The organism is Ureibacillus massiliensis 4400831 = CIP 108448 = CCUG 49529, from assembly GCF_000772965.1.
In the GTDB taxonomy this organism is placed as follows: domain Bacteria; phylum Bacillota; class Bacilli; order Bacillales_A; family Planococcaceae; genus Ureibacillus; species Ureibacillus massiliensis.
The window spans coordinates 1-24,135 of sequence record NZ_JPVQ01000006.1; the positions used below are offsets into that span (position 1 = coordinate 1).

23 protein-coding genes are annotated in these 24,135 nt (G+C 35.7%); 5 read left to right on the top strand and 18 right to left on the bottom strand.

Annotated elements, in window-relative coordinates; genetic code table 11:
* The first annotated feature begins 251 nt into the window (after positions 1-251).
* From tatC to tatA (CD30_RS05035), 3 genes are all read left to right on the top strand, one after another.
* Positions 252-992 carry a twin-arginine translocase subunit TatC gene (gene tatC / locus CD30_RS05025; RefSeq protein ID WP_052126049.1) on the top strand — a complete coding sequence of 247 codons (741 nt, stop codon included), beginning with the start codon at positions 252-254 and terminating at the stop codon, positions 990-992.
* Between the two features lie 14 nt (positions 993-1,006).
* Positions 1,007-1,219: a twin-arginine translocase TatA/TatE family subunit gene (gene tatA / locus CD30_RS05030; protein WP_036173320.1), complete on the top strand. Its 213-nt coding sequence runs from the start codon at positions 1,007-1,009 to the stop codon at positions 1,217-1,219.
* Between the two features lie 135 nt (positions 1,220-1,354).
* Complete coding sequence (gene tatA, locus CD30_RS05035) at positions 1,355-1,552, top strand: twin-arginine translocase TatA/TatE family subunit (protein WP_036173322.1); 198 nt, start codon at positions 1,355-1,357, stop codon at positions 1,550-1,552.
* 343 nt (positions 1,553-1,895) lie between these two features.
* Here tatA (CD30_RS05035) and CD30_RS05040 read toward each other — a convergent pair whose 3' ends face one another.
* The 4 genes from CD30_RS05040 to mce form a co-directional block, all read right to left on the bottom strand.
* Positions 1,896-3,653, bottom strand: a complete 1,758-nt coding sequence (locus CD30_RS05040; RefSeq protein WP_036173326.1) for a GMC family oxidoreductase — start codon at positions 3,651-3,653, stop codon at positions 1,896-1,898.
* A gap of 14 nt (positions 3,654-3,667) precedes the next feature.
* Positions 3,668-4,426, bottom strand: coding sequence for a gluconate 2-dehydrogenase subunit 3 family protein (locus CD30_RS05045; protein ID WP_036173329.1), 759 nt, complete (start codon positions 4,424-4,426; stop codon positions 3,668-3,670).
* A gap of 435 nt (positions 4,427-4,861) precedes the next feature.
* Complete coding sequence (locus tag CD30_RS05050) at positions 4,862-6,409, bottom strand: acyl-CoA carboxylase subunit beta (protein ID WP_036173333.1); 1,548 nt, start codon at positions 6,407-6,409, stop codon at positions 4,862-4,864.
* A gap of 5 nt (positions 6,410-6,414) precedes the next feature.
* Positions 6,415-6,825: a methylmalonyl-CoA epimerase gene (gene mce, locus CD30_RS05055; protein WP_036173336.1), complete on the bottom strand. Its 411-nt coding sequence runs from the start codon at positions 6,823-6,825 to the stop codon at positions 6,415-6,417.
* 125 nt (positions 6,826-6,950) lie between these two features.
* Here mce and prli42 point away from each other — a divergent pair, with 125 nt between their 5' ends.
* A complete protein-coding gene (gene prli42, locus CD30_RS20040; protein ID WP_156962300.1) occupies positions 6,951-7,046 on the top strand; it encodes a stressosome-associated protein Prli42 in 96 nt (31 codons plus the stop codon).
* A gap of 30 nt (positions 7,047-7,076) precedes the next feature.
* Here prli42 and CD30_RS05060 read toward each other — a convergent pair whose 3' ends face one another.
* From CD30_RS05060 to CD30_RS05105, 10 genes are all read right to left on the bottom strand, one after another.
* On the bottom strand, positions 7,077-8,042 hold the full coding sequence (locus CD30_RS05060) for an aromatic acid exporter family protein (RefSeq protein ID WP_036173339.1): 966 nt from the start codon (positions 8,040-8,042) through the stop codon (positions 7,077-7,079).
* Positions 8,043-8,161: 119 nt separating this feature from the next.
* Complete coding sequence (locus CD30_RS05065) at positions 8,162-8,602, bottom strand: BrxA/BrxB family bacilliredoxin (RefSeq protein ID WP_036173658.1); 441 nt, start codon at positions 8,600-8,602, stop codon at positions 8,162-8,164.
* A gap of 69 nt (positions 8,603-8,671) precedes the next feature.
* Positions 8,672-9,778, bottom strand: a complete 1,107-nt coding sequence (gene meaB / locus CD30_RS05070) for a methylmalonyl Co-A mutase-associated GTPase MeaB (RefSeq protein WP_036173343.1) — start codon at positions 9,776-9,778, stop codon at positions 8,672-8,674.
* Positions 9,778-11,925: a methylmalonyl-CoA mutase gene (gene scpA, locus CD30_RS05075; RefSeq protein WP_036173348.1), complete on the bottom strand. Its 2,148-nt coding sequence runs from the start codon at positions 11,923-11,925 to the stop codon at positions 9,778-9,780. Before scpA ends, meaB begins: the two co-directional genes overlap by 1 nt.
* Positions 11,922-13,625: a methylmalonyl-CoA mutase family protein gene (locus tag CD30_RS05080; RefSeq protein WP_036173351.1), complete on the bottom strand. Its 1,704-nt coding sequence runs from the start codon at positions 13,623-13,625 to the stop codon at positions 11,922-11,924. The genes scpA and CD30_RS05080 overlap by 4 nt, the downstream gene beginning before the upstream one ends.
* 117 nt (positions 13,626-13,742) lie before the next feature.
* Entirely contained in the window at positions 13,743-15,029 is a 1,287-nt protein-coding gene (locus CD30_RS05085; RefSeq protein WP_036173354.1) for a dihydrolipoamide acetyltransferase family protein, read from the bottom strand.
* A gap of 13 nt (positions 15,030-15,042) precedes the next feature.
* On the bottom strand, positions 15,043-16,026 hold the full coding sequence (locus tag CD30_RS05090) for an alpha-ketoacid dehydrogenase subunit beta (RefSeq protein WP_036173357.1): 984 nt from the start codon (positions 16,024-16,026) through the stop codon (positions 15,043-15,045).
* Positions 16,026-17,036, bottom strand: a complete 1,011-nt coding sequence (locus tag CD30_RS05095) for a thiamine pyrophosphate-dependent dehydrogenase E1 component subunit alpha (protein WP_036173360.1) — start codon at positions 17,034-17,036, stop codon at positions 16,026-16,028. Before CD30_RS05095 ends, CD30_RS05090 begins: the two co-directional genes overlap by 1 nt.
* 43 nt (positions 17,037-17,079) lie before the next feature.
* Positions 17,080-18,501 (bottom strand): dihydrolipoyl dehydrogenase, encoded by a 1,422-nt coding sequence (gene lpdA / locus CD30_RS05100; protein WP_036173362.1) that lies wholly within the window; start codon positions 18,499-18,501, stop codon positions 17,080-17,082.
* Between the two features lie 55 nt (positions 18,502-18,556).
* The gene (locus tag CD30_RS05105; RefSeq protein ID WP_036173365.1) at positions 18,557-19,651 is read right to left on the bottom strand and encodes a Leu/Phe/Val dehydrogenase; all 1,095 of its coding nucleotides are present in this window, start codon (positions 19,649-19,651) and stop codon (positions 18,557-18,559) included.
* Between the two features lie 248 nt (positions 19,652-19,899).
* On the opposite strand from CD30_RS05105, the gene CD30_RS05110 reads away from it, so the two are divergent.
* Complete coding sequence (locus tag CD30_RS05110; RefSeq protein WP_036173367.1) at positions 19,900-20,142, top strand: DUF2627 domain-containing protein; 243 nt, start codon at positions 19,900-19,902, stop codon at positions 20,140-20,142.
* A 27-nt stretch (positions 20,143-20,169) separates the two neighbouring features.
* Here the strand turns inward: CD30_RS05110 and CD30_RS05115 are convergent, their stop codons facing one another.
* The 4 genes from CD30_RS05115 to spo0A all read right to left on the bottom strand — a co-directional run bounded on the left by CD30_RS05115 (position 20,170) and on the right by spo0A (position 24,127).
* Complete coding sequence (locus tag CD30_RS05115; RefSeq protein WP_036173369.1) at positions 20,170-20,895, bottom strand: glycerophosphodiester phosphodiesterase; 726 nt, start codon at positions 20,893-20,895, stop codon at positions 20,170-20,172.
* Positions 20,888-22,459: a DUF342 domain-containing protein gene (locus CD30_RS05120; RefSeq protein ID WP_036173372.1), complete on the bottom strand. Its 1,572-nt coding sequence runs from the start codon at positions 22,457-22,459 to the stop codon at positions 20,888-20,890. Before CD30_RS05120 ends, CD30_RS05115 begins: the two co-directional genes overlap by 8 nt.
* Positions 22,460-22,584: 125 nt before the next feature.
* Positions 22,585-22,920, bottom strand: a complete 336-nt coding sequence (locus CD30_RS05125; protein ID WP_084077655.1) for a phage holin — start codon at positions 22,918-22,920, stop codon at positions 22,585-22,587.
* A 415-nt stretch (positions 22,921-23,335) separates the two neighbouring features.
* Complete coding sequence (spo0A, locus tag CD30_RS05130; protein ID WP_036173375.1) at positions 23,336-24,127, bottom strand: sporulation transcription factor Spo0A; 792 nt, start codon at positions 24,125-24,127, stop codon at positions 23,336-23,338.
* Between the last annotated feature and the right edge of the window lie 8 nt (positions 24,128-24,135).

Below are 24,135 nucleotides of genomic sequence, written 5' to 3' on the forward strand. Positions count from 1 at the left end.
TTTTTTGTGATTTTCAATTTTTCATAGAAGTTTTGACACTACCATAACTTTACTTTTCACCCAAAAAGTGTATAATTGTCTTTTGTTCGATGAAAACTATTACATTCTACTCTAATTTTGTATACTAATGCAAAGTTTTTGTTCAAAAAAATTTTAAAAATGTTCACATTTACCAAAACATTATTATTTTTCATAGATTCATATCATCTGAATCGTCTCTTTTATTTTTACATAGAAAAGGTGGTGTGTGTGTGGAAGAACAAGAATTTACACTTGTGGAACATTTAACTGAATTGAGAAAAAGATTGATTATAATTAGTATAATTTTTCTTGTGACTCTTATCATCGGCTTTGTGTTTGCACCGAACATTTTACAATTTTTAAAGAGTCAAGAGATTGCTCAAAGTGTTGAATGGAACGTCTTTGGTTATACTGACGGGATTCAAATCTATGTAAAATGCGCAATATTGGTTGCAATTTGTTTTACTCTTCCAATAGGTATGCATCAGCTTTGGTTATTTATGAAACCAGGTTTAACGAATAAAGAAGCAAGAGTGGCAGCAAGGTTTATCCCCGTTGCTTTTATCCTATTTATTGTAGGTGTCTCTTTTAGTTACTTTATTTTGTTTCCATTAATGCTAAATTTCATGTCAAATATTAATGCATCCATCGGTGCTGTTGAAACTTATGGCATGAACCAATACTTTACATTAATGTTTAATATGCTTATTCCAATTGGTATCGTGTTCGAATTACCTGTCGTTATACTTTTTTTAACAAGATTAGGTATAGTTACACCACAACGTTTAAGAAAAATGCGAAAAGTATCATACTTAATATTAGTTATTATTGGTGTTATGATTTCACCACCAGATTTCGTATCTGATTTCTTAATTATAATTCCACTATTACTTTTATTTGAAATAAGTATTATTGTTTCAGAAAGAACGTATAGAAAAAAGATGCTTGATGAGGTACAAGAAAACGACTAGAGGAGGTTTATCTAATGTTTCAATCAATCGGAGTTCCAGGACTAGTTATCATCTTAGTAATCGCTTTAATCATTTTTGGTCCATCTAAATTACCACAGCTTGGTCGAGCAGTTGGACAAACTTTAAAAGAATTTAAAGATGGTACTAAGGAAGTCGTAGATGATGTCAAACAGGAATTTGTTTTAGATGACAGCAAAAAAGAGAAAGAAAATGAAGAAAAAAAATAACCGACATATTTCAATAATGGTCGGTCCTTTCTAGAGACGAGTGTAATGAAAGTTGCACTTGTATCTAGAGGGGATGACTATCATAATATTGAAATAGTTATTGCTTTACGATAAAACAATTGGAGGAAAATGTATATGTTTCAATCAATCGGAATTCCAGGATTAATTATCATTTTAGTCATAATTTTAATTATATTTGGTCCTAAAAAATTACCACAATTAGGTCGCTCAATTGGAGAAACTTTAAAAAACTTTAAAGACTCTACAAAAGACGTGATTGACGATGTTACAGAAGAAGAAACTGACACTAAAAAAGCTAAAGAAGTAAAATAATTAGCAATATGGCTTCAAAATGTTAATATTAGGCAGTTGGAATCATTGATTCCAGCTGCCTTTTTTTCATACTTATGTATTATTTGCATTCCACAGCAATTATCCCTATGCCTCTCCCCTCTAACAGGCGCTTTAAAGCTGTTACAATCCTTTAATGCATATTTGTTCTATTAAGTGAATCACGGTGCTACAGCGCCTGCTAGAGATGTTTTCAAATATGGTACAAATAGCTTTTACTTTTGTCCAAAGTTAAAAAAGGTTATCTCAGAAAAAACTGAGATAACCTTTTGTTTTGTTGACTAGAAATCTAACAATTTAATTTTTAATCCGTTTAAAAAATAGATTAAACTAAAGAGCCGCCTTCTTTAATAAATTTCTCGATTCCTTCTGCTGCACGGTAAGCAAGAGCTCCAACTGTTGCTGTTGGGTTATAACCTGAGTTATGAGGGAATGCAGATGCACCTACAACGAATACATTGTCAGCATCCCACATTTGAAGGTAGCTGTTAACTGCAGATGTTTCAGGATCATTCCCCATAATTACACCGCCAGTATTATGTGTTGATTGGTAATTAGCAATATTGAAATCACCAAGTTCAAGACCATTTACTTTAATATACGTTGCATTCATTTTCTTACCAATTTCTTCTGCTTTTTCAGCTAAGTATTTAGACAATTTTTTATCTTGATCATGGTAATTAAATGTCATACGAATTAATGGCATGCCATAGTCATCTGTATAAGTTGGATCAAGGTCTAAATAGTTATAACGGTTAGGAAGTGATGCACCTTGACCACCAATTGAAACGTTTCGGTGATACCATTTTAGTGTTGCCGCTTTCCATTCTTTACCCCATCCAGGTAGACCTTCAATTGGAGGTACTGGATTCGTAGCGATTGGACGTTTACCTGTTTGCATCACACGAAGTGCTCCACCATGTAGGAAATCAACATCAGAGTGATCGAAGTTATCACAGTTGAAATCATCAATAACTGCTCCAAGCGCTCCTGCACCTGCATAGCTATTAAATTCTTTATCTTCAAAGAATAAACTTGCTCCTGATTGTTGCACTTGATAGCAATAGTTTTTCCCAACTACACCTGTTTGTGTTTCAGGATTATACGGCTTTCCAAGTTTAGAATTTAATAATAAGCGTACATTGTTAAATACATAACTTGTAAGTACAACAACATCTGCTTCTTGAATATACTCTTCTCCCGTAATCGTATCACGGAATACAACACCGGAAGCTTTTCCGTCTGTATGTAAAACTTTAATAACTGTTGAATGTGGTCTTACAGTGAACTTACCTGTTTGTTTTGCAACAGGTAATACTGTTACAACAGGGTCTGCTTTCGCTCCATATTCACAACCGTAATGCTCACAAAATGCACAGTATTGACATGCTGCACGAGAAATTCCATCTTCGTTTGTGTATGCCTCTGTTAAATTAGCAGTTGGTACAATATAAGGGTTGTATCCTAACTCTGTTGAAGCATCCATGAACATTTTCATCATTGGTGAAACTTTCATTGGTCCAACAGGATATTTTTTCTTTTCTCCGTTTTTGTCAAATACAGCACGACGAGGAGGAGCCATTGGACCCTCATCTTCTTGACCACCTATACCTGCCATACCTTCGAATTTTTCAAAGTACGGTTGTAATTCATCATATGTAATACCCCAGTCTTGAATAGGCATATCATTCGGAATTTTTCCTTCTCCGTAACGTTCGATTGTTTTAGAACGAATTTCAAAATCATATGGACCAAAACGATATGTTTGTCCATTCCAGTGAGCTCCTGCTCCTCCGACACCATCACCAGGATAAAATGCTCCATATTGACGCATTGGTAGTGCTGTCATTTTTGTATGATTACGGAATGTTACAGTATCTTTTGATAAATCCTGCATCATTTCTTTACGTGTAGAGTAACGAAGTTCATCATGACCGTGTAAATAATCTGCCATGTCACGATCTTTACCTCTTTCAAGACCAATCACATCGTATCCTTTTTTTGTTAATTCTGAGGCGATAATACCGCCTGCCCAGCCTACACCAACGATTACAACATCTTTTTTCGGTAATTTTTCAGCCATTTTATTCACTCCTTTTATTGATGATCACTTAAGCTTTTTGGTTCCATTTCAACAAATTCGTCTTTTTCAATAATATTGGCATAAGACATTTGACTTCCTGGATATCGTTTCATTTTCCAACCTTCTAAACCGGCATTTCCTCCGTATAAAGGATCAGCATACACGCCTTCAATCGTCATTTTTTTAAGTAAATTAAAGAAATCTTTTGAATTCGCACCGTTTAATGCTACATCCCCAGCTTCAAATTTCTGAAGTAACTCAATTTGTTTTTCTTCTTCTATTTCATAGAATTTTTTCTCTGCTAGTTTAAAAGCCTCTGCATCTAATGCTGTTACACCCATAGTAAAGAGGTCTTTATTTAAGATAGCGGATTGATTTCCTTGAGTAGGTTCTCCTTTTACGAAAGGACCTTGACGAAATTCTTTAGCGTTTGAACCAAATCCTCCAGCTAATTGATGATCGATATAATATCCTACTAACAATTCTTTAGCACCAGGTCCATTTTCATCTTTCGGGAAAATTTGCTCTGCAGCTGCTTCCACTGTAAGTAATTGTTCAATGTTGAAGAACATTAATGCTCGATTGAAATTAGCAGATTCAGTACCGTGTGATGAATGTGGGTCAGCAACTGTTGTTTCACCATCATTATTTTTTACTACTAAACTAGTAACTGCTCCCCCTAGAACAATTCCGCCTAAAGTTAGACCAGAATTTTTTAAGAAATTACGTCTAGTCGATTTTTTTTCTGTAAAAGTTTCTTTGTTTTCTGACATAATGACTCCTCCTTGATAAATTTTGTTTAATAAAGTTCCTAAATTACTAACATAATCTACTTTACAATCATTGCAATTTGCTTTAATCTAGCAGTCTACAATTTTTCGAGTATGTTTGTCTGACGGAAACTATTACAATTTACCTTAGTTTTTAGTTTTTTTACAAAGTTTTTTCTAACTAAAGTGTCGAAGTTTGATAATTTTATAGTTATTTTCGTATATTTCATTATTTAGAATCCTTCAAAAAGTAATAAAAAAGTTTTATATTTTGACATTTAATAAATAAAAATAAGGTACAATTCGTAGATTTACACAAAAATACATAAAAAAAATACAAAACACCTCGAGATTTAAAAATCTCGAGGTGTTTTGTGTACGCTCTTATACTAGAATCTGCTACTTTTATATTAAATTAATTATATGGTTTTCAACCTTTTATAATGGTATATTCCCATGTTTCTTAGCTGGTCTTGTTTCTTCTTTGTTAGAAAGCATGTCTAAAGCTTGTATTAACTTGATACGAGTTTCACGTGGGTCTATAACATCATCTACCATACCACGGGATGCTGCAACATATGGATTTGCGAATTTTTCTTTATATTCTTCAATCTTCGCTGCACGTGTGCTTTCTGGATCTTCCGATTTAGCAATTTCATTGGCAAAGATAATATTGGCTGCCCCTGCCGCACCCATTACAGCGATTTCAGCATTTGGCCATGCAAATACTAAATCCGCTCCAATTGCTTTTGAGTTTAATGCAACGTACGCCCCACCATAAGCTTTACGTAAAATTACTGTAATCTTTGGAACCGTTGCTTCTGAATACGCATACAAAATTTTCGCACCATGACGTATAATTCCACCATGCTCCTGTTTAACACCAGGGAAGAAACCGGATACATCTTCAAATGTGATTAGCGGAATATTAAATGCATCACATGTACGAATGAAGCGTGATGCTTTATCGGAAGAGTCGATGTCTAATCCACCAGCTAGCGCCTTCGGTTGGTTACAAACTAAGCCAACTGATTCTCCACCAATTCTAGCAAAACCTACGACAACATTTTTAGCAAACTCTGAATGCACTTCCATGAAAGAGCCTTCATCTACGACTTGCTCTACTACTCTACGAACATCATAAGGCTTCGTAGGTTCAATTGGTACAAAATCAATAATATCTGGACGATAATCATCCGTTTCTGGACGAGGAAACTTTGGCGCTTTTTCCTTATTGTTTTGTGGTAAATAGCTTAGTAATTGTCGAATTTGTTCAATAGATTCTTCTTCATTTGGAGCACGGAAATGAGCGTTCCCACTAATCGTATTGTGTACTTTCGATCCTCCTAAATCTTCAGAAGATATCTTTTCCCCTGTCACCGTTTCGATTACTTTTGGTCCAGTAATGAACATTTGCGACGTTTTATCCACCATTAGAATAAAATCTGTAATAGCTGGTGAATAAACGGCCCCTCCTGCACAAGGTCCCATAATGACAGAGATTTGTGGAATTACCCCTGAATAAATGGAATTGCGATAGAAAATATGCCCATAACCGTCTAAAGATAGTACCCCTTCTTGGATACGTGCACCACCTGAGTCATTAATACCGATGAATGGCGTTCCGTTTTTAGCAGCTAAATCCATTACAGCCGCAATTTTCTTTGCATGCATTTCACCTAATGCTCCACCAAACACAGTGAAATCCTGCGCAAATAAATAAACATTACGTCCATTAATTTTTCCAAAGCCAGTGACAACCCCATCACCAGGTCCTTCTAGTTTGTCCATTCCAAAGTCAGTCGTTCTATGTGTAATAAATGGGTTGATTTCTACAAATGTACCCTCATCTAATAATAAATCGATACGTTCACGAGCTGTTAGCTTTCCTTTTTCATGTTGCTTATCGATTCTTTTATCCCCTCCGCCAAGTTCAATCTCTCTTTTGCGGTCATACATTTCATTGATTTTATCAAACATGTCCATTTCTACTAATCCCCTTTTTCACCTTTGTCATATAATTCATATAAAACACCGAAAGATTCTTTCGGATGAATAAATGCAGCCTCAGCCCCACCTGCAGCAGGTACTGGTTCTTCAGAAAGTAGTCGAACCCCTTTTCCCTTTAAATCTTGCATCTCTTCTCTGATGTCTTTCACCTTAAAGGCTACATGCTGAATTCCTTCCCCACGTTTTTGAATATGATTATAAATAGCCCCTTCTTCACTTAAAGGTTCTAATAATTCGATGTGCACATTCCCAGCGTCAAGAAATGCAACGCGGACATTTTGTGATGGCACTTCTTCGATTTTCAAAAGCTTTAATCCTAGTACTTCGGTATAATATGTAATTTGCTCTTCCAAATTTCTTACAGAAATTCCAATATGATCTACCTTTTCCATTATAACACCCCTTCTGTTATAGTACATATTAATTGTAACGAAATTCACAAGAATGTGCTACGGGACTTTTCGAATTATTTCAAATTTGATAAACTATCTTTAAGAAAAGAAGGAGCGATTTTAATATGAGCAATAAAAAATTTCAGAAAATAGTAGTATATATTATGATTATTATTATGATTCTATCAACGTTTGCATTTGGTTTATCATTATTTATTTAAAATTAAGCGATTACCTCTTTCGGTAATCGCTTATTCTATTGGTTTTAAGCCTTTAAAGGATTGTTTTATTTCAAGATATTGATCCATTTCCTCTATAAATTGATATAGGGATGCCATAGCGACAAATTTTTCATGGGATTCTGGTAGAGGCATTTCTGCAAATTCTTTTTTAACAATATCTAGCTTGTCTCTAAAAGAACGTGCTGTATTTCCAGAATGCACATGATCCGCTAAATCCTTCATAAAATTTGCCACTAATTCAACCTGCTGTACCATAACAGGAAGTGCTGTGATTTTTGGTAAAACACGCTCTATAATTTCCAATTGTCTTTCGCGCATATCAAAATATAAATAATAAGCATTTTCCTTACGTGTTAAATGATTTTCAACATCCTTAAACGCTAAAGATTTCGCTTTATTTAATACATTTTCAGCATCGATTAATTCTTTACCATCCCAAGAGGTGTCGCCGTTCTCCAAATATTCCACGATTTCAGAAAATATTTTGCGGTATAATTCTTCTATTTCTATTCGATAATTGTCCATCGTCTTTTGAATATCACCCATATACATGTTAACAATCAATGCAACTCCAAAGCCTATTGCCATTAACCCGAGCTCGTTATATAAAAGATCGAGTGTAAAATTTGCTTCAGAATATATATGCATCATGATTACTGCACTAGAAACAAATCCAGGTGCAGCGCCAACTATCACAATTGTTGGGATAAAGAGTAATATCATAACTGTTAAAACAATTGGGTTATAACCAAATAATTCGAATGCCACAAATGAAAATGCCATACCTATTAAACTCGCTACAAAACGGGTGTATACTGCATGTACGGACTTTTTCTTTGTCGTTTGAATACAAAGAATCGTTAAAATACCTGCTGAAGTAAAAAACTCCAATCCGAAATATTGAGCTAATGCAATTGATAGAGCTGTACCTATCGCAGTTTTTATTGTTCGATAACCGATTCGGAACTTTTTAATACAGACTGCCTCCTTTAGAAGTGTTCCCGATAAATATGTACTCTTAAAAAAAGAAATGAATGTAAGTCCTCAAGTAATTAAAAGCTTACTTAAGGACTATTTTCATTCATTTCATCAAATTACACTTCTTCACAATACTGTTCAAAGTTTGCCTGTAAATTTGTTATAACTGACATTGGATCATGTCCTTCAATTTCATGACGCCCAATATCCGCTACCACTTTACCATCTTTTAATAATACAAATGATGGTGAAGAAGGGATATGATCTTCTCCAAAGAAATAACGAGCTGCGGCAGTTGCTTCTTTATCTTGTCCTGCAAATACTGTTACTAAATGATTTGGACGTTTATCATAATGAATTGCGTTCACAGCTGCTGGACGAGCAATCCCTCCTGCACAGCCACATACAGAGTTAACCATTACTAATGTTGTGCCTGGACGTGCAAAAGCCTCTTCAACTTCCTCTGGTGTACGTAATTGTTCGTATCCAGCTGCTTCCATTTCAGAACGAGCAGTTCTTGTAATTTCTTGCATAAATAAATCGTAATCCATATTCATATTCATTGTTTATCGCTCCTTTCATAACACATTTTATCATAGAAAGACAGGTTGATAACTTGAAAAGACTTATTCTTTTGAAGGTTTTTCTTCTTCATCAACAAACAATGTTTTTACACCTTGTGTAACAGTCATTTCTCCTTGAAGTATAGAATCTTCGAGCACTTTTATCAATTGTTGCCTAGTAGGATTATTATAAAAGCTTTCGATTAAATGATCCTTTATCATGGAATGGAACCAGTCTTTGGTTTGTTGGGAACGGCGATGCTCCCAGTAGGACGTACCTTTTACCGTTTTCTCAAAATTTGATATCATATCCCATGTTTCTTTTAAACCCTCATCTGTTACAGAAGAGACCGGAAGTGCCGTACTTAACCAGCCTGGTGTTGAAGGCTGTAAAAAATGGAGAATTTGTTTATATTCTCGAACGGTTTTTTTAGCACGGATAACATTATCACCATCACTTTTATGAACGATAATACCATCTGCTAGTTCCATAATCCCCTTTTTCATACCCTGTAGCTCATCACCAGCACCAGTTAATACAAGTAATAAGAAAAAGTCGACCATTCCTCTTACAAAGGTTTCACTTTGACCAACGCCTACAGTTTCGATAAGGATTACATCAAAACCTGCCGCTTCACAAAGCAGCATGGTTTCTCTTGTTTTTTTATGAACACCCCCTAAGGTACCGGCACTTGGTGAAGGACGAACGAAGGCTCTTTCATTACGACTTAGCTTTTCCATCCTCGTTTTATCACCTAATATGCTGCCTCCAGAAAGGGAGGAACTTGGATCAATAGCTAGTACCGCAACTCTTTTTCCCATATTACATAGCATGGTCCCGAAGCTTTCAATAAATGTACTTTTCCCAGCACCAGGCACACCTGTAATTCCAATTCGGATACTTTGACCTGTATGGGGTAGTAATTCCTGTAAAAGCTTTTGAGCTTGTTCTTTATGAGCACTTTTTGAGCTTTCGATTAATGTAATTGCACGGGACAAAGAAGCACGATTTCCTGATTTTAATTCTTCAACTAATTTAGGAATATCAAGAGTATCTTCATTCTTTTTACGAAATCTCTTTGGAGATGTTTGTTTCATGCCATCGTGGCCACCTTTTACACCATCCATTACAAACAAAGCACTTTCTTCCATCCCTTTGTCCTTACTCATTATTCAGACACTTCCTCATAGCCTAAACGTTTATATATTTCTTCAATAATCTTTATTGCTGAAACAGGGATGACAGTACCCGGACCAAATATTGCGACCGCGCCTGCGTTATATAAGAACTCATAATCTTGAGCAGGAATTACCCCACCTACTATGACAATAATATCTTCTCGCTCTAATTTTTTAAGTTCTTCGATAAGTTCAGGTACTAAAGTTTTATGACCAGCAGCAAGTGATGATACACCGATACAATGAACATCATTTTCAACCGCCATTTGAGCCGCCTCTTCAGGTGTCATAAATAATGGTGAGATATCCACATCGAAACCTAAATCAGCATAACCTGTAGCCACAACCTTCGCACCTCGATCGTGTCCATCCTGACCCATTTTAGCAACTAAAATACGCGGACGACGACCTTCGTTTTCTAGAAACTCTTCAGACATTTGCTTCACTTCTGAAATAAGTTCCGCATCTGAAAAATTAGAAGAATAAACACCTGAAACAGATCGAATAATTGCCTTATGGCGGCCAGATACTTTTTCAATGGCGTCTGAAATTTCACCTAAAGATGCTCTAGCTCTTGCTGCATCGACTGCGGCAGCAAGTAAATTTCCCTCTCCTGTTTCAGCCACATGAGTTAAATGATTTAAAAGTCTTTGTACTTCTTCTTCATTTCGTTCACTTTTCATTTTATTCAATCTTTCAATTTGTTTTTGACGTACGATAGTATTATCAATATTTAAAATATCAATCGGTTCCTCTTCTTCAAGACGATATTTATTGACACCAATAATGATTTCTGATTTTGAATCAATCTTCGCCTGACGTTTTGCTGCGGACTCTTCAACTTTCATTTTTGGAAGTCCTGTTTCAATAGCCTTTGCCATACCACCTAGATTTTCGATTTCCTCAATTAATTCCCATGCCTTTTCTGTTAACTCTTCTGTTAACTTTTCAACATAGTATGAACCACCCCATGGATCAATCACTTTTGTCATACCCGTTTCTTCTTGTAGGAACAATTGAGTATTACGTGCAATTCTTGCAGAGAAGTCTGTTGGTAATGCAATTGCTTCATCTAATGCGTTCGTATGAAGGGATTGTGTATGACCCATTGCGGCTGCATTTGCTTCTACTAGTGTACGTGTGACATTATTAAATGGATCTTGCTCAGTTAGAGACCATCCAGATGTTTGTGAATGGGTTCTTAAAGCAAGAGATTTTGGATTTTTTGGGTTAAATGTACTCATCATTTGAGCCCAAATTCGGCGAGCTGCACGCATTTTTGCGACTTCCATATAGTAATTCATGCCAATTCCCCAGAAGAAAGAGAGACGCGGTGCAAATGAATCAATATCAATACCAGCTTTTAGTCCTGTCCGAACATACTCTAACCCGTCTGCCAAAGTATATGCTAGTTCGATATCTGCAGTGGCCCCTGCTTCTTGTATGTGATAGCCCGAAATAGAGATAGAGTTAAATTTCGGCATAAATTTGCTTGTATACTCGAATATATCAGCAATGATTTTCATCGACATTGCTGGTGGATAAATGTACGTATTACGAACCATATATTCCTTTAAAATGTCATTTTGAATTGTTCCAGCAAGTTTTTCAGGTGGTACGCCTTGCTCTTTTGCAGCAATAATATAGAAAGCCATAATCGGTAATACAGCACCATTCATCGTCATTGAAACGGACATTTGATCTAATGGAATGCCATCAAATAATATTTTCATATCCTCAATTGAATCAATGGCAACCCCTGCTTTACCCACATCCCCTTTAACACGAGGATGATCCGAATCGTAGCCTCGGTGTGTTGCTAAGTCAAAGGCAACGGACAACCCTTTTTGTCCCATTGCTAAATTTCGACGGTAAAATGCATTCGACTCCTCAGCAGTTGAAAAACCTGCATATTGTCGTACTGTCCAAGGTCTTGCAACATACATGGTTGGATATGGACCACGTGTATTTGGTGCAATACCCGCAACATCATTTAAATGCTCGGCATTTTCGATATTTTCTTTTGAATAAAATTCTTTCACTTCAATTCCTTCATTAGTCATAAAAGAATTGACGGGCTGTAATTTTTCATCAATTAGCACTTTTTCTAAATCAACGGATTTGAAATTAGGAATCATTGTTGCTCCCCCTTTAAACGTTCAGCAATTGCGTTAAGCTTTTCAACAAGATTTTGTCCGGCAAAAACGAAACCATTTAAGCCCTTTTCCACCCATTCCTTTTCCTCTTCTTTAAATCTACCTGCTACATCAATAATCAACTCTTTACGCTTATTTTCAAGTATGCTTGGTAAAATCGTTTTTGTATCCTCATCAGTAGCTACGAAAACGATATATTGACTATCCGTCTTATTTATCCAATTCAATAAATCAGCTATTGAATCAATTTCGCCTGATTGATTAGCTACAATTCCTGCAGTAGCAAAATAACCCGATACAAAATCAGCTCTTGGCTTAAAGTTTTTCAATTTACCGTAAGTAAGGATTGAAATTTTTGGTTGTAAATTTTTATAAAGTAAACGCAACTCCTCAAAAGGTGTCGATAAACGCTTAACATCAACAAATAAAGGGTTAGTTTCTACATTGAAATCATCTTCAGGATTTGCATAAATATTTGTACCGATTAAAGAATGCTTACGAGCTTCAATTGATTTTAATCTTGCAGTCGTTACTTCCTCTAATATCCTTTGAAGCTTGCCAGATTCTTCATAAGCATCAATTCCACCAGCATCTTCAATCTCTAAGAACAAAGACCACGCCTTTTCTACATACTCAGCCGTTAAGCATTCGATAAAGTAAGATCCCCCCGAAGGATCAAGTACTGATGCAGCATGAGATTCTTCCTTTAAAACTAAAATTACATTTCTTGCAATTCTGATTGATTTGTCTGTTGGTTTTACTAAAACGTCATGCGGGTGTACTGTAAATACATCTGCGCCACCTATTAATGCTGACAATGCTTCATTGCCCGCGCGTAATAAATTCACATACTCATCTAATTTAGAGAAGCTTCTCAAAGACGTTTCAGCAACTATCGGCACTGCGATATTCGATTCAGCATTGTACGCCTTTGTAAACGCTTTCCACAATATTTTAAAAGCACGTAGCTTCGCAATTTCAGAGAAGAATTGTGTATCTACCGCAAAATTTACATAAAATTTATTTACAAATTCAGCAAAGTTATTTTCGTTATTTGCAAATTTGGCAGCTAGCGCTAATGATAGTGCTAATTCCTGTACAACATTTGCACCTTCATAATGATACGGAAGTGTATTAGCAGAGATTGTACGAACATTCGGATAATTGTCTATTTTTATCGGTTCTTTAGAAAGAATATATCCCGAAACTTGTTTCCTTGAGGATGGTTCTATTTGTTCGAATACTGTCAAAATAACATCATTTTTATCCTGTAAAACTAGTTTAAAAGGATTGTTTTCTAAGATAGAAGCAAGTCGACTAATATTTGTTTCATCCCAATCAAAAAGTACTCGACTATCAATTGTAAGAATTTGGTTACCTCGCTCTAAACTGTCTTCAATATTTTTAAAAAATTGTTCAGCCGTTTCACCAAATATTTGTTGGGCAGATGAAAAATCTTTTGTTGCCTTTAAAGAGCGTATAGTTGAAATTTGTTTTTCTAATTGATCCCCCAACTTTTCAATAACTGTTTGTTGTGTATATAAAGGTTCTAATGTAATACCATCAGTTGTTGGTGTAAAAAGTGTTTCAAACGGTTTCCCCTTAAGTGCTTTAATCGCTTCTTCCTTCCACTGTTCATAGCTCACATTGTTAAATTGAATATGTTTCATATTATTTGTCATACATTCGCCTAACAGCTTCCCCCTTTAATGATACTTACCCATATTTTACATTAGAATAACTTTCCATGAAAGAAGAATAATTAAAGGAAGCCCTCTTTTGAAGGCTTCCTCATTTTTCTAGTATACTGACATCTGTTCTTTTTCTGCATTTTCGAGAATATTTTTCACTCTATTTAGAAATTTCCCACAAATCAATCCGTCAAGAATTCTATGATCTATTGATAAACATAAATTCACCATATCCCGTGCCGCGAACATGCCACCGTTCATAATGACAGGTCTTTTTACAATAGACTCGACTTGAAGGATAGCGGCTTGAGGATAGTTTATAATTCCCATAGATTGTACAGAACCAAATGATCCCGTATTGTTTACAGTGAAAGTACCACCTTCCACATGTTCAGCACGTAATTTCCCTGAACGTACAATCGTCGATAATTCATAAATTTCTTTAGCAATACCTTTAATGGATTTATCATCCGCATTTTTAATCACCGGAACAAATAACGAATCCTCAGTGGCTACAGCGATGGAAATATGAATATCCTTTTTCTGAATAATTTTATCTCCTGCCCAAACCGAATTCATCATAGGGAATTCTTTAAGCGCAGTTGCTACAGCTTTTATAAAAAATGCGAAGTACGTAAGGTTGAATCCTTCTTTTGCTTTGAATTCATTTTTTATTTTATCTCGATATTGAACAAGATCCGTCACATCTGCTTCTACCATCATCCATGCATGTGGAATTTCATGTTTACTTCTAACCATATTATTGGCAATTGCACGGCGAATTGAGGAAACTGGAATTTCAATATCATTTGCATTAGATTTTATAGACTGGTGAACTGTTGTTAAAGGCATTTCCTCGTTTAATACATTGGATTGTTTGATCGCTGGTTCTCGGTTTTCATCATTACCGATTACATAGTCATTTAAGTTGCCTGTTTCTACAATTTTCATAATATCTTTTCTCGTAATTCGTCCATCTAGACCCGTACCAACGATTTTTTCTAAATTAATCTGATATTCATTGGCAAGCTTTAATACTGCTGGTGAAAAACGCGCTTTATTTGAATTATGTTGAGTTGGTGAAAATTCGTTTTTGTTAATCTTTTTTGCTGGTGCTTTTTCAATAGAATCTTTCTTCTCAGAAGGCTTTTCACCTTCAACTAACATCGTACAAACAACCGTTCCAACAGATAACGTTTCACCTTCAATTGCAATTAATTCGTGAATAATACCTGTAAATGATGAAGGAATCTCGGCATTTACTTTATCAGTAACAACTTCAGCAATTGGATCGTATTTATTCACTAAATCTCCTGGTTTTACAAGCCATTTTTCAATTGTACCTTCTGTTACACTTTCCCCTAATTGAGGCATTAAAATATTTTCAATGGTCATCTTCTCACCTCCACTAAAAAGCTGCTAGTTCTCGCATTGCTTGCTCGATTTTTTCTGGATTGATCATAAAATACTTTTCCATTGTTGGAGAATAAGGCATTGCTGGTATATCCGGTCCAGCTAATCGTTTAATCGGAGCGTCTAGCTCAAATAAACACTCTTCTGCAATAATGGCAGACACTTCACTCATAATACTACCTTCTTTATTATCCTCTGTGATTAATAGTACTTTTCCTGTTTTACTAGCAGCTTCAACAATTTTCTCTTTATCTAAAGGATAAATCGTTCTTAAATCTACTATGTGGGTTTGAATTCCGTCCATCGCAAGTCTCTCAGCTGCTTGCATTGCATAATGAACAGCTAATCCATAAGTAATAACTGTAATATCTTCACCTTCGCGTTTAACGTCTGCTTTACCAATTGGAATCGTATAATCCTCTGTCGGTACTTCACCTTTTATTAAACGGTATGCCTTTTTATGCTCGAAAAATAATACAGGATCTTCATCTCTTATTGCTGCTTTTAACAAGCCCTTTGCCTCATAAGGTGTAGATGGGATAACGATTTTCAAACCAGGTGTATTTGCAAAAAGAGCTTCAACTGATTGGGAATGATACAATGCACCGTGAATGCCACCACCAAAAGGCGCTCTTACAACGAGTGGACAGTCCCAATCATTATTAGAGCGATATCTAATTTTTGCTGCCTCAGATACGATTTGGTTTACAGCAGGCATGATAAAATCCGCAAATTGTATTTCTGCAATTGGCCGCATTCCGACCATAGCAGCACCTATTGCTACACCTGCAATAGCACTTTCAGCTAATGGGGTATCCAAAACACGATATTCTCCAAATTGGTCATATAAACCAGCAGTCGCCTTAAATACGCCACCTTTTTTCCCAACATCTTCCCCTAATATAAATACCCGTTCATCTCTTTCCATTTCTTCTTTCATTGCGAGGTTAATCGCTTCAATAAAGGACATTACCGCCATTATTCATCCGCTCCTTCCGCATAGACATATTTCAATGCATGCTCTGGCGATGAATATGGTGCTGCCTCTGCATAATCTGTCGCTTCATTTACAATAGCCATCACACGGGAATTAATTTCTTTTAACTGTTCAGCATTGGCTACGCCTGTTTCGTTTAAGTAATTTTCAAATAGTAAAATTGGGTCTTCAGCTTTACCTTGGGCAATATCATCTGCTGTACGATATTGGCGATCGTCATCATCTGAGGAATGCGCTGTTAAGCGATAGGTTACTGCCTCAATTAAAGTGGGCCCTTCACCATTTCTCGCTCGATCTGCCGCTTCTTTTACCACTTTGTAAACCTCTAATGGGTTTTTTCCATCTACCGTAATACCTGGCATACCATAACCAATTGCACGATCTGAAACCTTTGCACAACCTAATTGCTTCTCTACTGGAACACTAATGGCGTATTGATTGTTCTCAACCATAATAATCATTGGAAGCTTGTGAACTCCAGCGAAATTAGCACCCTCATGGAAATCTCCCTGATTTGTTGAACCTTCTCCTAAAGTTACAAGTGAAATATGATTCTCATTTCGCATTTTAGCTGCAAGGGCAACACCAACCGCATGCGGTACCTGCGTTGCAACTGGGGATGATCCTGTTAAAATACGATTTTTCTTTTGTCCAAAATGACCTGGCATTTGTCGACCACCTGAATTTGGATCTTCCGCCTTGGCAAAGGCAGATAGCATTAAATCCTTTGCGGTCATACCAAAATGTAATACTACTCCCATATCTCGATAATAAGGTGCAATATAATCCTTTGTTCGATCTAATGCGAATGCTGCACCAACCTGGGCTGCTTCTTGACCTTGACAAGAAATAACGAAGGCAATTTTCCCCGACCGATTTAATAACCACATTCGTTCATCTATTCGTCTTGCCATTAACATCGTTTCATACATTTGTAAAACGTCTTCATCTTTTAATCCTAATTCTGAGTGATGTAGTCTCACTTCTTCCATACACTACACATCCCCTTCCATATATAATGGTAGCCCCACTTATTTAAAAATGCAGCGCCTTACCATCTACTGCTAAAGCTGCTTCACCAATTACTTCACTTAATGATGGATGTGGATGAATCGTTTCTCCAATCTCCCAAGGCGTCGCATCAAGTAACATTGCTAACGCAGCTTCAGAAATCATATCAGACACATGAGGACCTATCATATGAATACCTAAAATATCATTTGTTGATTCGTCTGCAATGATTTTGACAAACCCATCTGACTCACCATAGACTAATGCTTTTCCGATGGCTTTAAATGGGAATTTCCCTATTTTTAATGTGAACCCTTGTTCTTTAGCTTTTTCTTCAGTCAACCCAACACTCGCTATTTCAGGGTGGGAATAGACACATCTTGCTATATTTTGATAATTAATCGATTTCCTTGTTCCTTCTGCAATATGTTCAACTGCAGCAATACCCTCAGATGACGCCACATGGGCTAATTGCATTCCACCAATGACATCTCCAATTGCGTATATATGCTTTTCCTTTGTTTGATAAACTTCATTCACTTTAATAAAGCTAGAATCTAATTCTATTTCTGTATTTTCTATTCCAATATCTTTTGTATTGCCTATCCGTCCTACGGAAATGAACATTTTATCGGCCTCAAATACTTCTTCGACACCATTTACTGATACAGTAGCTATTACGCCTTCATCTGTTATTTCAAGTTTTTCCTCTAACAATTGTGCGCTTGTAATAATCTGTATTCCACGTTTTTTTAATGCTTTTTCCATTTCTTTTGAAATATCAGCATCTTCACTCGGTAAAATTCGATCGCTATACTCAATCACCTTAATGTCAACGCCAAAATCCGCAAGCATAGATGCCCATTCAATTCCGATCACACCTCCACCGATGATCATCATTGATCTAGGTAGTTCATCCATTTGTAATGCATGATCAGAATTTAGTATTTTTACGCCATCAGGTTCAATTTTTTTTAAATTTCTTGGTGAGGAGCCAGTAGCGATGATAATATTTTTTGGAATAAGCATTTCATTTTCTTCATCATTGTTTTCTACTGAAATCGTTCCCGCCATTGGTGAAAAAATAGACGGGCCAAGAATCCTACCTTTTCCATAATACACATCGATTTTACCTTTTTTGATAAGGCTTTTCACACCAGTGTGAAGCTGTTCTACGATGTTCTCTTTTCGTTTTTGAATAGCAGGATAATTCAATTGTATTTCAGTTGTATCAATTCCATATTCACTGGCAGATTTTGTTTGTCTATAAACCTCCGCGCTTCTTAACAAAGCTTTGCTTGGAATACACCCTTTATGAAGACATGTACCTCCGAGCTTTTCTTGTTCAACAATTGCCGTGGATAAGCCTAGTTGACTAGCTCGTATAGCTGCAACATAGCCACCTGTTCCACCGCCTAATATCACTAAATCATATTCACGTGACATCGAAATCCCCCTTGCAAAGGGAACTGATGATTTCTCAAAAGTTCCCACAAATTATTTAACGTCTATTTAATATATTTTTTTCGCTTCTTATAAATTGACTTCTAGATGCTGAAATACGAGCTAATCTCTCTTCTGCCAGTCTATCAGCTGCCAAGTAAGTTGGGATATTCTCTTCCTTAGATATTCGGAAGATTTTACTTAAATTATCGTAAATGGTTTCTACTCGTTTCATAGCTCTTTCGCGATTATAACCATATAATTCATCAGCAACATTTATCACTCCCCCAGCATTAATTACATAATCAGGAGCATAGATAATACCAGCCTCATGAATCATCTGGCCATGTCGTGATTCTTTTAATTGGTTATTTGCAGAGCCAGCAATTACCTTTCCTTTAAATTTTGGGATTGTTTCCTCATTAATAATACCACCTAATGCGCAAGGAGAAAAAATATCTACTTCCTGATTATAAATTTCATCTGGAGAAACGGCTTTTGCACCAAAATCATTCATAGCTCTTATAACAGCATTTTGGTTAATATCCGTTACGATAAGTACTGCACCTTCCTTGTGTAAATACTCGCATAATGAGTAAGCTACATTTCCAAGTCCCTGAACGGCCACTTTTTTTCCCTTTAATGAATCAACACCAAATGCTTCTTTTGCAGCAGCCTTCATACCTAGATATACCCCATAAGCAGTTACGGGAGATGGATTTCCCGAAGATCCGAACGTAGGAGAAATACCTGTAATAAAGTCCGTTTCTTCATGAATAATATCCATGTCCGATACAGTTGTTCCAACATCTTCAGCAGCTATATATCTTCCATTAAGACTTTGAATGTATCTACCTAAAGCGCGGAACATTCCTTCGTTTTTATCTTTTGAAGGATTACCAATAATAACTGTTTTACCACCACCAAGATTTAGCCCCGCACAGGCATTCTTATATGTCATTCCCCGGGCTAAACGTAGTGCATCTTCTATCGCTTGATCTTCTGTTTCGTACTGCCACATACGGATACCACCAAGAGCTGGCCCAAGCGTTGTATCATGAATGGCAATGATTGCTTTAAGACCTGACGTTCGATCCTGACAAAATAAGAGCTGCTCATAGTCGTGATTTTCCAAAGATTTAAAGATTTCCATAGAACTCCTCCCCTTTTACGAAAGCGCTTACTTTTTCGTTAGGCGTTTTTTCTCTATAATATTCAATATTCTTCTCGATTTTCTACCCTTATTTCTACAATACTTTTAATTCGACTATGAATCAAGGTATTATTCGTTAAATAATTTTTTTCAGTCAATAGATTGAAATTGTCCAAATAATCACTTGGCCTTTCTTGACTTTCAAATTAACCATTGTACAATTAAAGTAATCGTAAGGAGGACATGATATGGCACGTATGGCGGCATTTATCGTACTCTTAATACCTGCAATTATGGCAGGTGCTGGTATTAAGTTTATGCGTGATACTTTATATAGTAAATTAATAGAGCCATTTCCTTGGTTATGGCTACAATTTATAGTTGGAATCATATTATTCGTTATTGGACTTGGCTTTTTCGCTGGTTTTCTTTTACATCGTGATCGTAAAAAAGGAAAGGTTGCTCCGAAATTCCAAAAGGAAACAAAATAAAAATAGACGTTCTCACATGCAGAACGTCTATTTTTTCATTTTTTGAGCTTTTAATACTTTATCAGGAAAATCAGTTATCCATCCAATTACAGATGGATGAGGATCCTTTATAAACTTTTCATATCCATTAATTGAGTAAAAGCGAATACCTTTTTTTGCCTCGACACAGTAATTTATGTAAAGCTCTTTATAATATTTCTTACTTGCATGCACTACATCAATGTAAGACATTGTTTGTAAATCGTCCCAATTAAATTTTTTGGAAACAATGAAGGCAGTTTGGAAATCAGGTCTTTGCATTTTTACTACTTTCATTAGTTCATCATGAAAAGAAGAAAAATGGCTCCCTGCTGGCAATTCTAGTCTTTGAATCGCGTCGACTAATGGTTTTGTGTTATTTAATATCGATTCCTTCAATTCAATATTTAAGGACATTTGATTTTCATTTGCCCAATCTATTACTTGTTTTAAGCTGGGGATTTCTTCTCTTTTCAATAACCGCCATAAACGTTTCCCTATTCGCAGAGTTTTAATTTCCTGCAATGTACAATCGGTTATTTTTTTATTTATTCCAGCAAGTCTTGATAAATTCAAATCATGAAAAACGATAAGCTCCTCATCCTTCGTCATTTGAACATCTATTTCTATCCCATCAGCACCGAGCTTTTTTGCTAAGTTAAAGGCGTGCAACGTATTCTCAATTGTATATCCAGATGCACCACGATGAGCAAAAACAGGAATTCTTTTATGCATTTAGCTCCCCATTCTCTAAACGAAATGTTCCGTTTGTCATTTTCGATAAGGTAGTGGATTTTTTCCCTATTTGAATATATGTACCAGGATATGCTTCTTTACGAACAACAATTTCCTCTTTTGCTGAGGCATGGAATTCCTTCATTAATTTTTTTATTTCTTCATCCACTAGCTCTGCGTCATTTTTCTTTTTTTCTACTAATTGCTTCGCATGATTAAAGGCTGTCATTTGCTTGTCATTCATTTTGTTTTGATATTGATTCATCGCGTTTAATTGAGATGAAATTTGAACAATTTCTTCATGCAAAGCTTTTAATAATGATGCTTTCTCCTGAATCATTTCTTGTTTTTCTTTTTTACTCACACTTTCGATAATTAATTCAGTTTTTCTTTCTAATCGATTTCCAGAGATTGCTGTAATAATGGTATCCTTTGCCACAGCTCTACCACCGATCAGTTTCCCTTTACGTTCATCTACTTTTATAGTATTTGCATATAAATTTGATCCGAGTGCATAAGAACCAATGACAATTTCTTCGCCAGCAATTAAATTTGCTTCATTAACATGTTTTACAAATATATTCTTACCTGCTTCGACAACCGTTTCTCCTAGACCAAAGATGCCTCCACGAATATACACATCTCCACCTGTCGAATGGATTAGCTTTGCTCCTATTACCCCTTCTGGATGTTCTATTGAGATATCCCCTGATGCGATGACAGTATATCCATTCTGAACAGTCCCACGAATACTAATCGACCCATCAAATTGAATATTACCGGTTTCTAGTCCCACATCTCCATTAATCGGTAGATGACGACTGATTGAAATCATACCTTGACGTTCCTCAAGAACACCATTATTCAATGCTTTTAAAACAATTTTCCCCTCTTCTTCTACTTCGACTGCTGATTTTTTATCATATTTTAAAGGGACATCTTTGCCATGTGGGGCTGGTACTGGTTCTCCATGAACATTTGTTCCAGGTATACCAGGTTGTGCTGGAATTTTCTCACCTAGCCAGGAACCTTCTTTAATTTCAAATATAAAGTTCATATCAAAATAATCCGCCTTGCCATCTTCACGAATGACAGGTTTTCTTTCAGGAATTTCTAGATATTTTACAATTGCATCCTCACCATTGATTGGTTCTGTTCCTTTTGCAATTTCTATCGCTTTTCCCGTATCCGCTTTCATTAAATCGATTGGAAGGATTCCGTGAGTTATTTTATTTTCTGCTAATAATCGTTTAATATCTTGTCCAAGTTTCTCTATGTTTTCTTTAATAGATTCTCTTGTTTCATTAATAATAATTGAAGCACTCATTTTATTGTGTGCAATTTCAATTTCAATATTCGGCAACCATGTGCCAATCTCCACAGGTTTTGACGTTTCTTTAGTTAAAACACTTTTTAAAAGTGCGAAATTTGTTAACTTTATTCGAGGATGTTTTGTGAGAATTCCATCAAATTCTTTTAATGAAAACCCTAATTTATTTGTTTTAACATACACCTTATTATTCTCTTCTATCACTTCTATGAGATCGTTTGCAAAAAGTATCAATTCACTCATCCTCCTTTCTTTAAGTATATACAATATTTTGCAGTTTGTTTAGAGACCTTTCTCACAATTAAATATAAATAACCCGTTATTTGCTATTTGTAATGAAAAATAACGGGTCATTTATTTTATTTTGTATTTTCATCGGTATTTTTAGCACCAACTGTCAATTCATTTTTAACTGTTTCTTCTTTCAATTTATCTGAAGTTTCTCTTTTTCTTGGCTGTTTATAGGTTAGTGCCTGGTCACTATCGAAAACCCCTTCAGTTGTTGGGTCAACTAAAATACCGAGCAAGACAAACAACATCAAAATCGTTTCAGCTAAATCTGTCAGTTGGGTGCTAAATAAAGTAATATCAACGTTAAATATCGATGCAATTTGATTTGCAAATACGGATATTAAGGCAATTAAGGAAATCCAAAACTGCTTGTGTCTTAATCGAACCTGCCAGTTGATTTTCATACTTATTCACCTCCTAATTCTTTTAAATGTTTGATAAGTATAATTATGAATAATAAAAATCTATAATCTTATTATTCCTATCATATTAAGCGAGTATTTTAATTGAAGCAGCTTATGCCTATAATGCTTATCTTTTAGAAATGAAAACACTCTATTATTATCCTAAAAAAATAATAATAGAGTGTTTTTCATTTTGTTATTGAATGCCTTTGCATTAATGGGTAGCTCCTACTTTAGCAAAGAGGTACATCTATTTTGCTATAAACCTAGTTACTTTTTTACTTGGTCCACAGTGATTCTTGGTGTTACACCTTGTATCCAATCTTCATCAAAGGTGCAAAGAAAAAACAACCAAGAAAATAAATTCATTGGTTGTTTCCATAAAAGTTTATTTACATTTTAAGACTATTTCGTATTAAGAAGCCACCAACTCAATCCGAATCTTATCTGCAATCATCGCAATGAATTCTGAGTTAGTTGGTTTTGATTTAAGGTGGTGGACTGTGTAGCCGAACATTTGCGAAATGGATTCGTAGTTGCCACGGTTCCACGCAACTTCGATGGCATGACGAATTGCACGTTCTACACGTGAAGGCGTTGTGCCAAATTTTTTCGCTATTTCTGGATATAAAATTTTTGTAACTGAACCTAACAACTCGATATCAAAATAAACCATTTGAATCGCTTCTCTTAAATAGGAGTATCCTTTAATATGGGCTGGAACACCAATTTCTTTAATAATAGCCGTAATCGTCGTATCAAGCTGACGTTGATTTACTTTTCCTACTGGCTCTGGCTGTAGGATACTTTGACGTTTTACAGTTTCAGTTTTTTGACCTGCACAATGAATTATTTTTTGTACTAATTGATCAAATTCAAATGGCTTTAGCATGAAATAAGAAGCTCCATATGTAACAGCTTGCTTCATAACATCCTCTTGTCCAAATGCAGTTAACATGATTACTTGTGTGTTAGAAAATTGATCATCATTATACATTGCTTCTAACACAGCTAAACCATCCAAATGTGGCATAATTATATCTAGTAATAATACGTCTGGATGATACTCTTCCAGCATTTTCAAACATAATTTTCCATTAGGAGCTGATGCTACGATTTCTATTTCCGGATGGTTTTCAAAAAATTGCTCCAATGTTTTTACTAGATCTCTGTTATCGTCGGCAATTGCCACTCTAACTTTAGCCAAAATAAATT

What these genes read in the sequence shown, in the direction of transcription:
- tatA (WP_036173320.1), top strand. Translation starts at nt 1,007, where the DNA reads ATGTTTCAATCAATCGGAGTTCCAGGACTAGTTATCATCTTAGTAATC.
- tatA (WP_036173322.1), top strand. Translation starts at nt 1,355, where the DNA reads ATGTTTCAATCAATCGGAATTCCAGGATTAATTATCATTTTAGTCATA.
- CD30_RS05040 (WP_036173326.1), bottom strand. Translation starts at nt 3,653, where the DNA reads ATGGCTGAAAAATTACCGAAAAAAGATGTTGTAATCGTTGGTGTAGGC.
- CD30_RS05045 (WP_036173329.1), bottom strand. Translation starts at nt 4,426, where the DNA reads ATGTCAGAAAACAAAGAAACTTTTACAGAAAAAAAATCGACTAGACGT.
- CD30_RS05050 (WP_036173333.1), bottom strand. Translation starts at nt 6,409, where the DNA reads ATGGACATGTTTGATAAAATCAATGAAATGTATGACCGCAAAAGAGAG.
- mce (WP_036173336.1), bottom strand. Translation starts at nt 6,825, where the DNA reads ATGGAAAAGGTAGATCATATTGGAATTTCTGTAAGAAATTTGGAAGAG.
- prli42 (WP_156962300.1), top strand. Translation starts at nt 6,951, where the DNA reads ATGAGCAATAAAAAATTTCAGAAAATAGTAGTATATATTATGATTATT.
- CD30_RS05065 (WP_036173658.1), bottom strand. Translation starts at nt 8,602, where the DNA reads ATGAATATGGATTACGATTTATTTATGCAAGAAATTACAAGAACTGCT.
- meaB (WP_036173343.1), bottom strand. Translation starts at nt 9,778, where the DNA reads ATGAGTAAGGACAAAGGGATGGAAGAAAGTGCTTTGTTTGTAATGGAT.
- scpA (WP_036173348.1), bottom strand. Translation starts at nt 11,925, where the DNA reads ATGATTCCTAATTTCAAATCCGTTGATTTAGAAAAAGTGCTAATTGAT.
- CD30_RS05080 (WP_036173351.1), bottom strand. Translation starts at nt 13,625, where the DNA reads ATGACAAATAATATGAAACATATTCAATTTAACAATGTGAGCTATGAA.
- CD30_RS05085 (WP_036173354.1), bottom strand. Translation starts at nt 15,029, where the DNA reads ATGACCATTGAAAATATTTTAATGCCTCAATTAGGGGAAAGTGTAACA.
- CD30_RS05090 (WP_036173357.1), bottom strand. Translation starts at nt 16,026, where the DNA reads ATGGCGGTAATGTCCTTTATTGAAGCGATTAACCTCGCAATGAAAGAA.
- CD30_RS05095 (WP_036173360.1), bottom strand. Translation starts at nt 17,036, where the DNA reads ATGGAAGAAGTGAGACTACATCACTCAGAATTAGGATTAAAAGATGAA.
- lpdA (WP_036173362.1), bottom strand. Translation starts at nt 18,501, where the DNA reads ATGTCACGTGAATATGATTTAGTGATATTAGGCGGTGGAACAGGTGGC.
- CD30_RS05105 (WP_036173365.1), bottom strand. Translation starts at nt 19,651, where the DNA reads ATGGAAATCTTTAAATCTTTGGAAAATCACGACTATGAGCAGCTCTTA.
- CD30_RS05110 (WP_036173367.1), top strand. Translation starts at nt 19,900, where the DNA reads ATGGCACGTATGGCGGCATTTATCGTACTCTTAATACCTGCAATTATG.
- CD30_RS05115 (WP_036173369.1), bottom strand. Translation starts at nt 20,895, where the DNA reads ATGCATAAAAGAATTCCTGTTTTTGCTCATCGTGGTGCATCTGGATAT.
- CD30_RS05125 (WP_084077655.1), bottom strand. Translation starts at nt 22,920, where the DNA reads ATGAAAATCAACTGGCAGGTTCGATTAAGACACAAGCAGTTTTGGATT.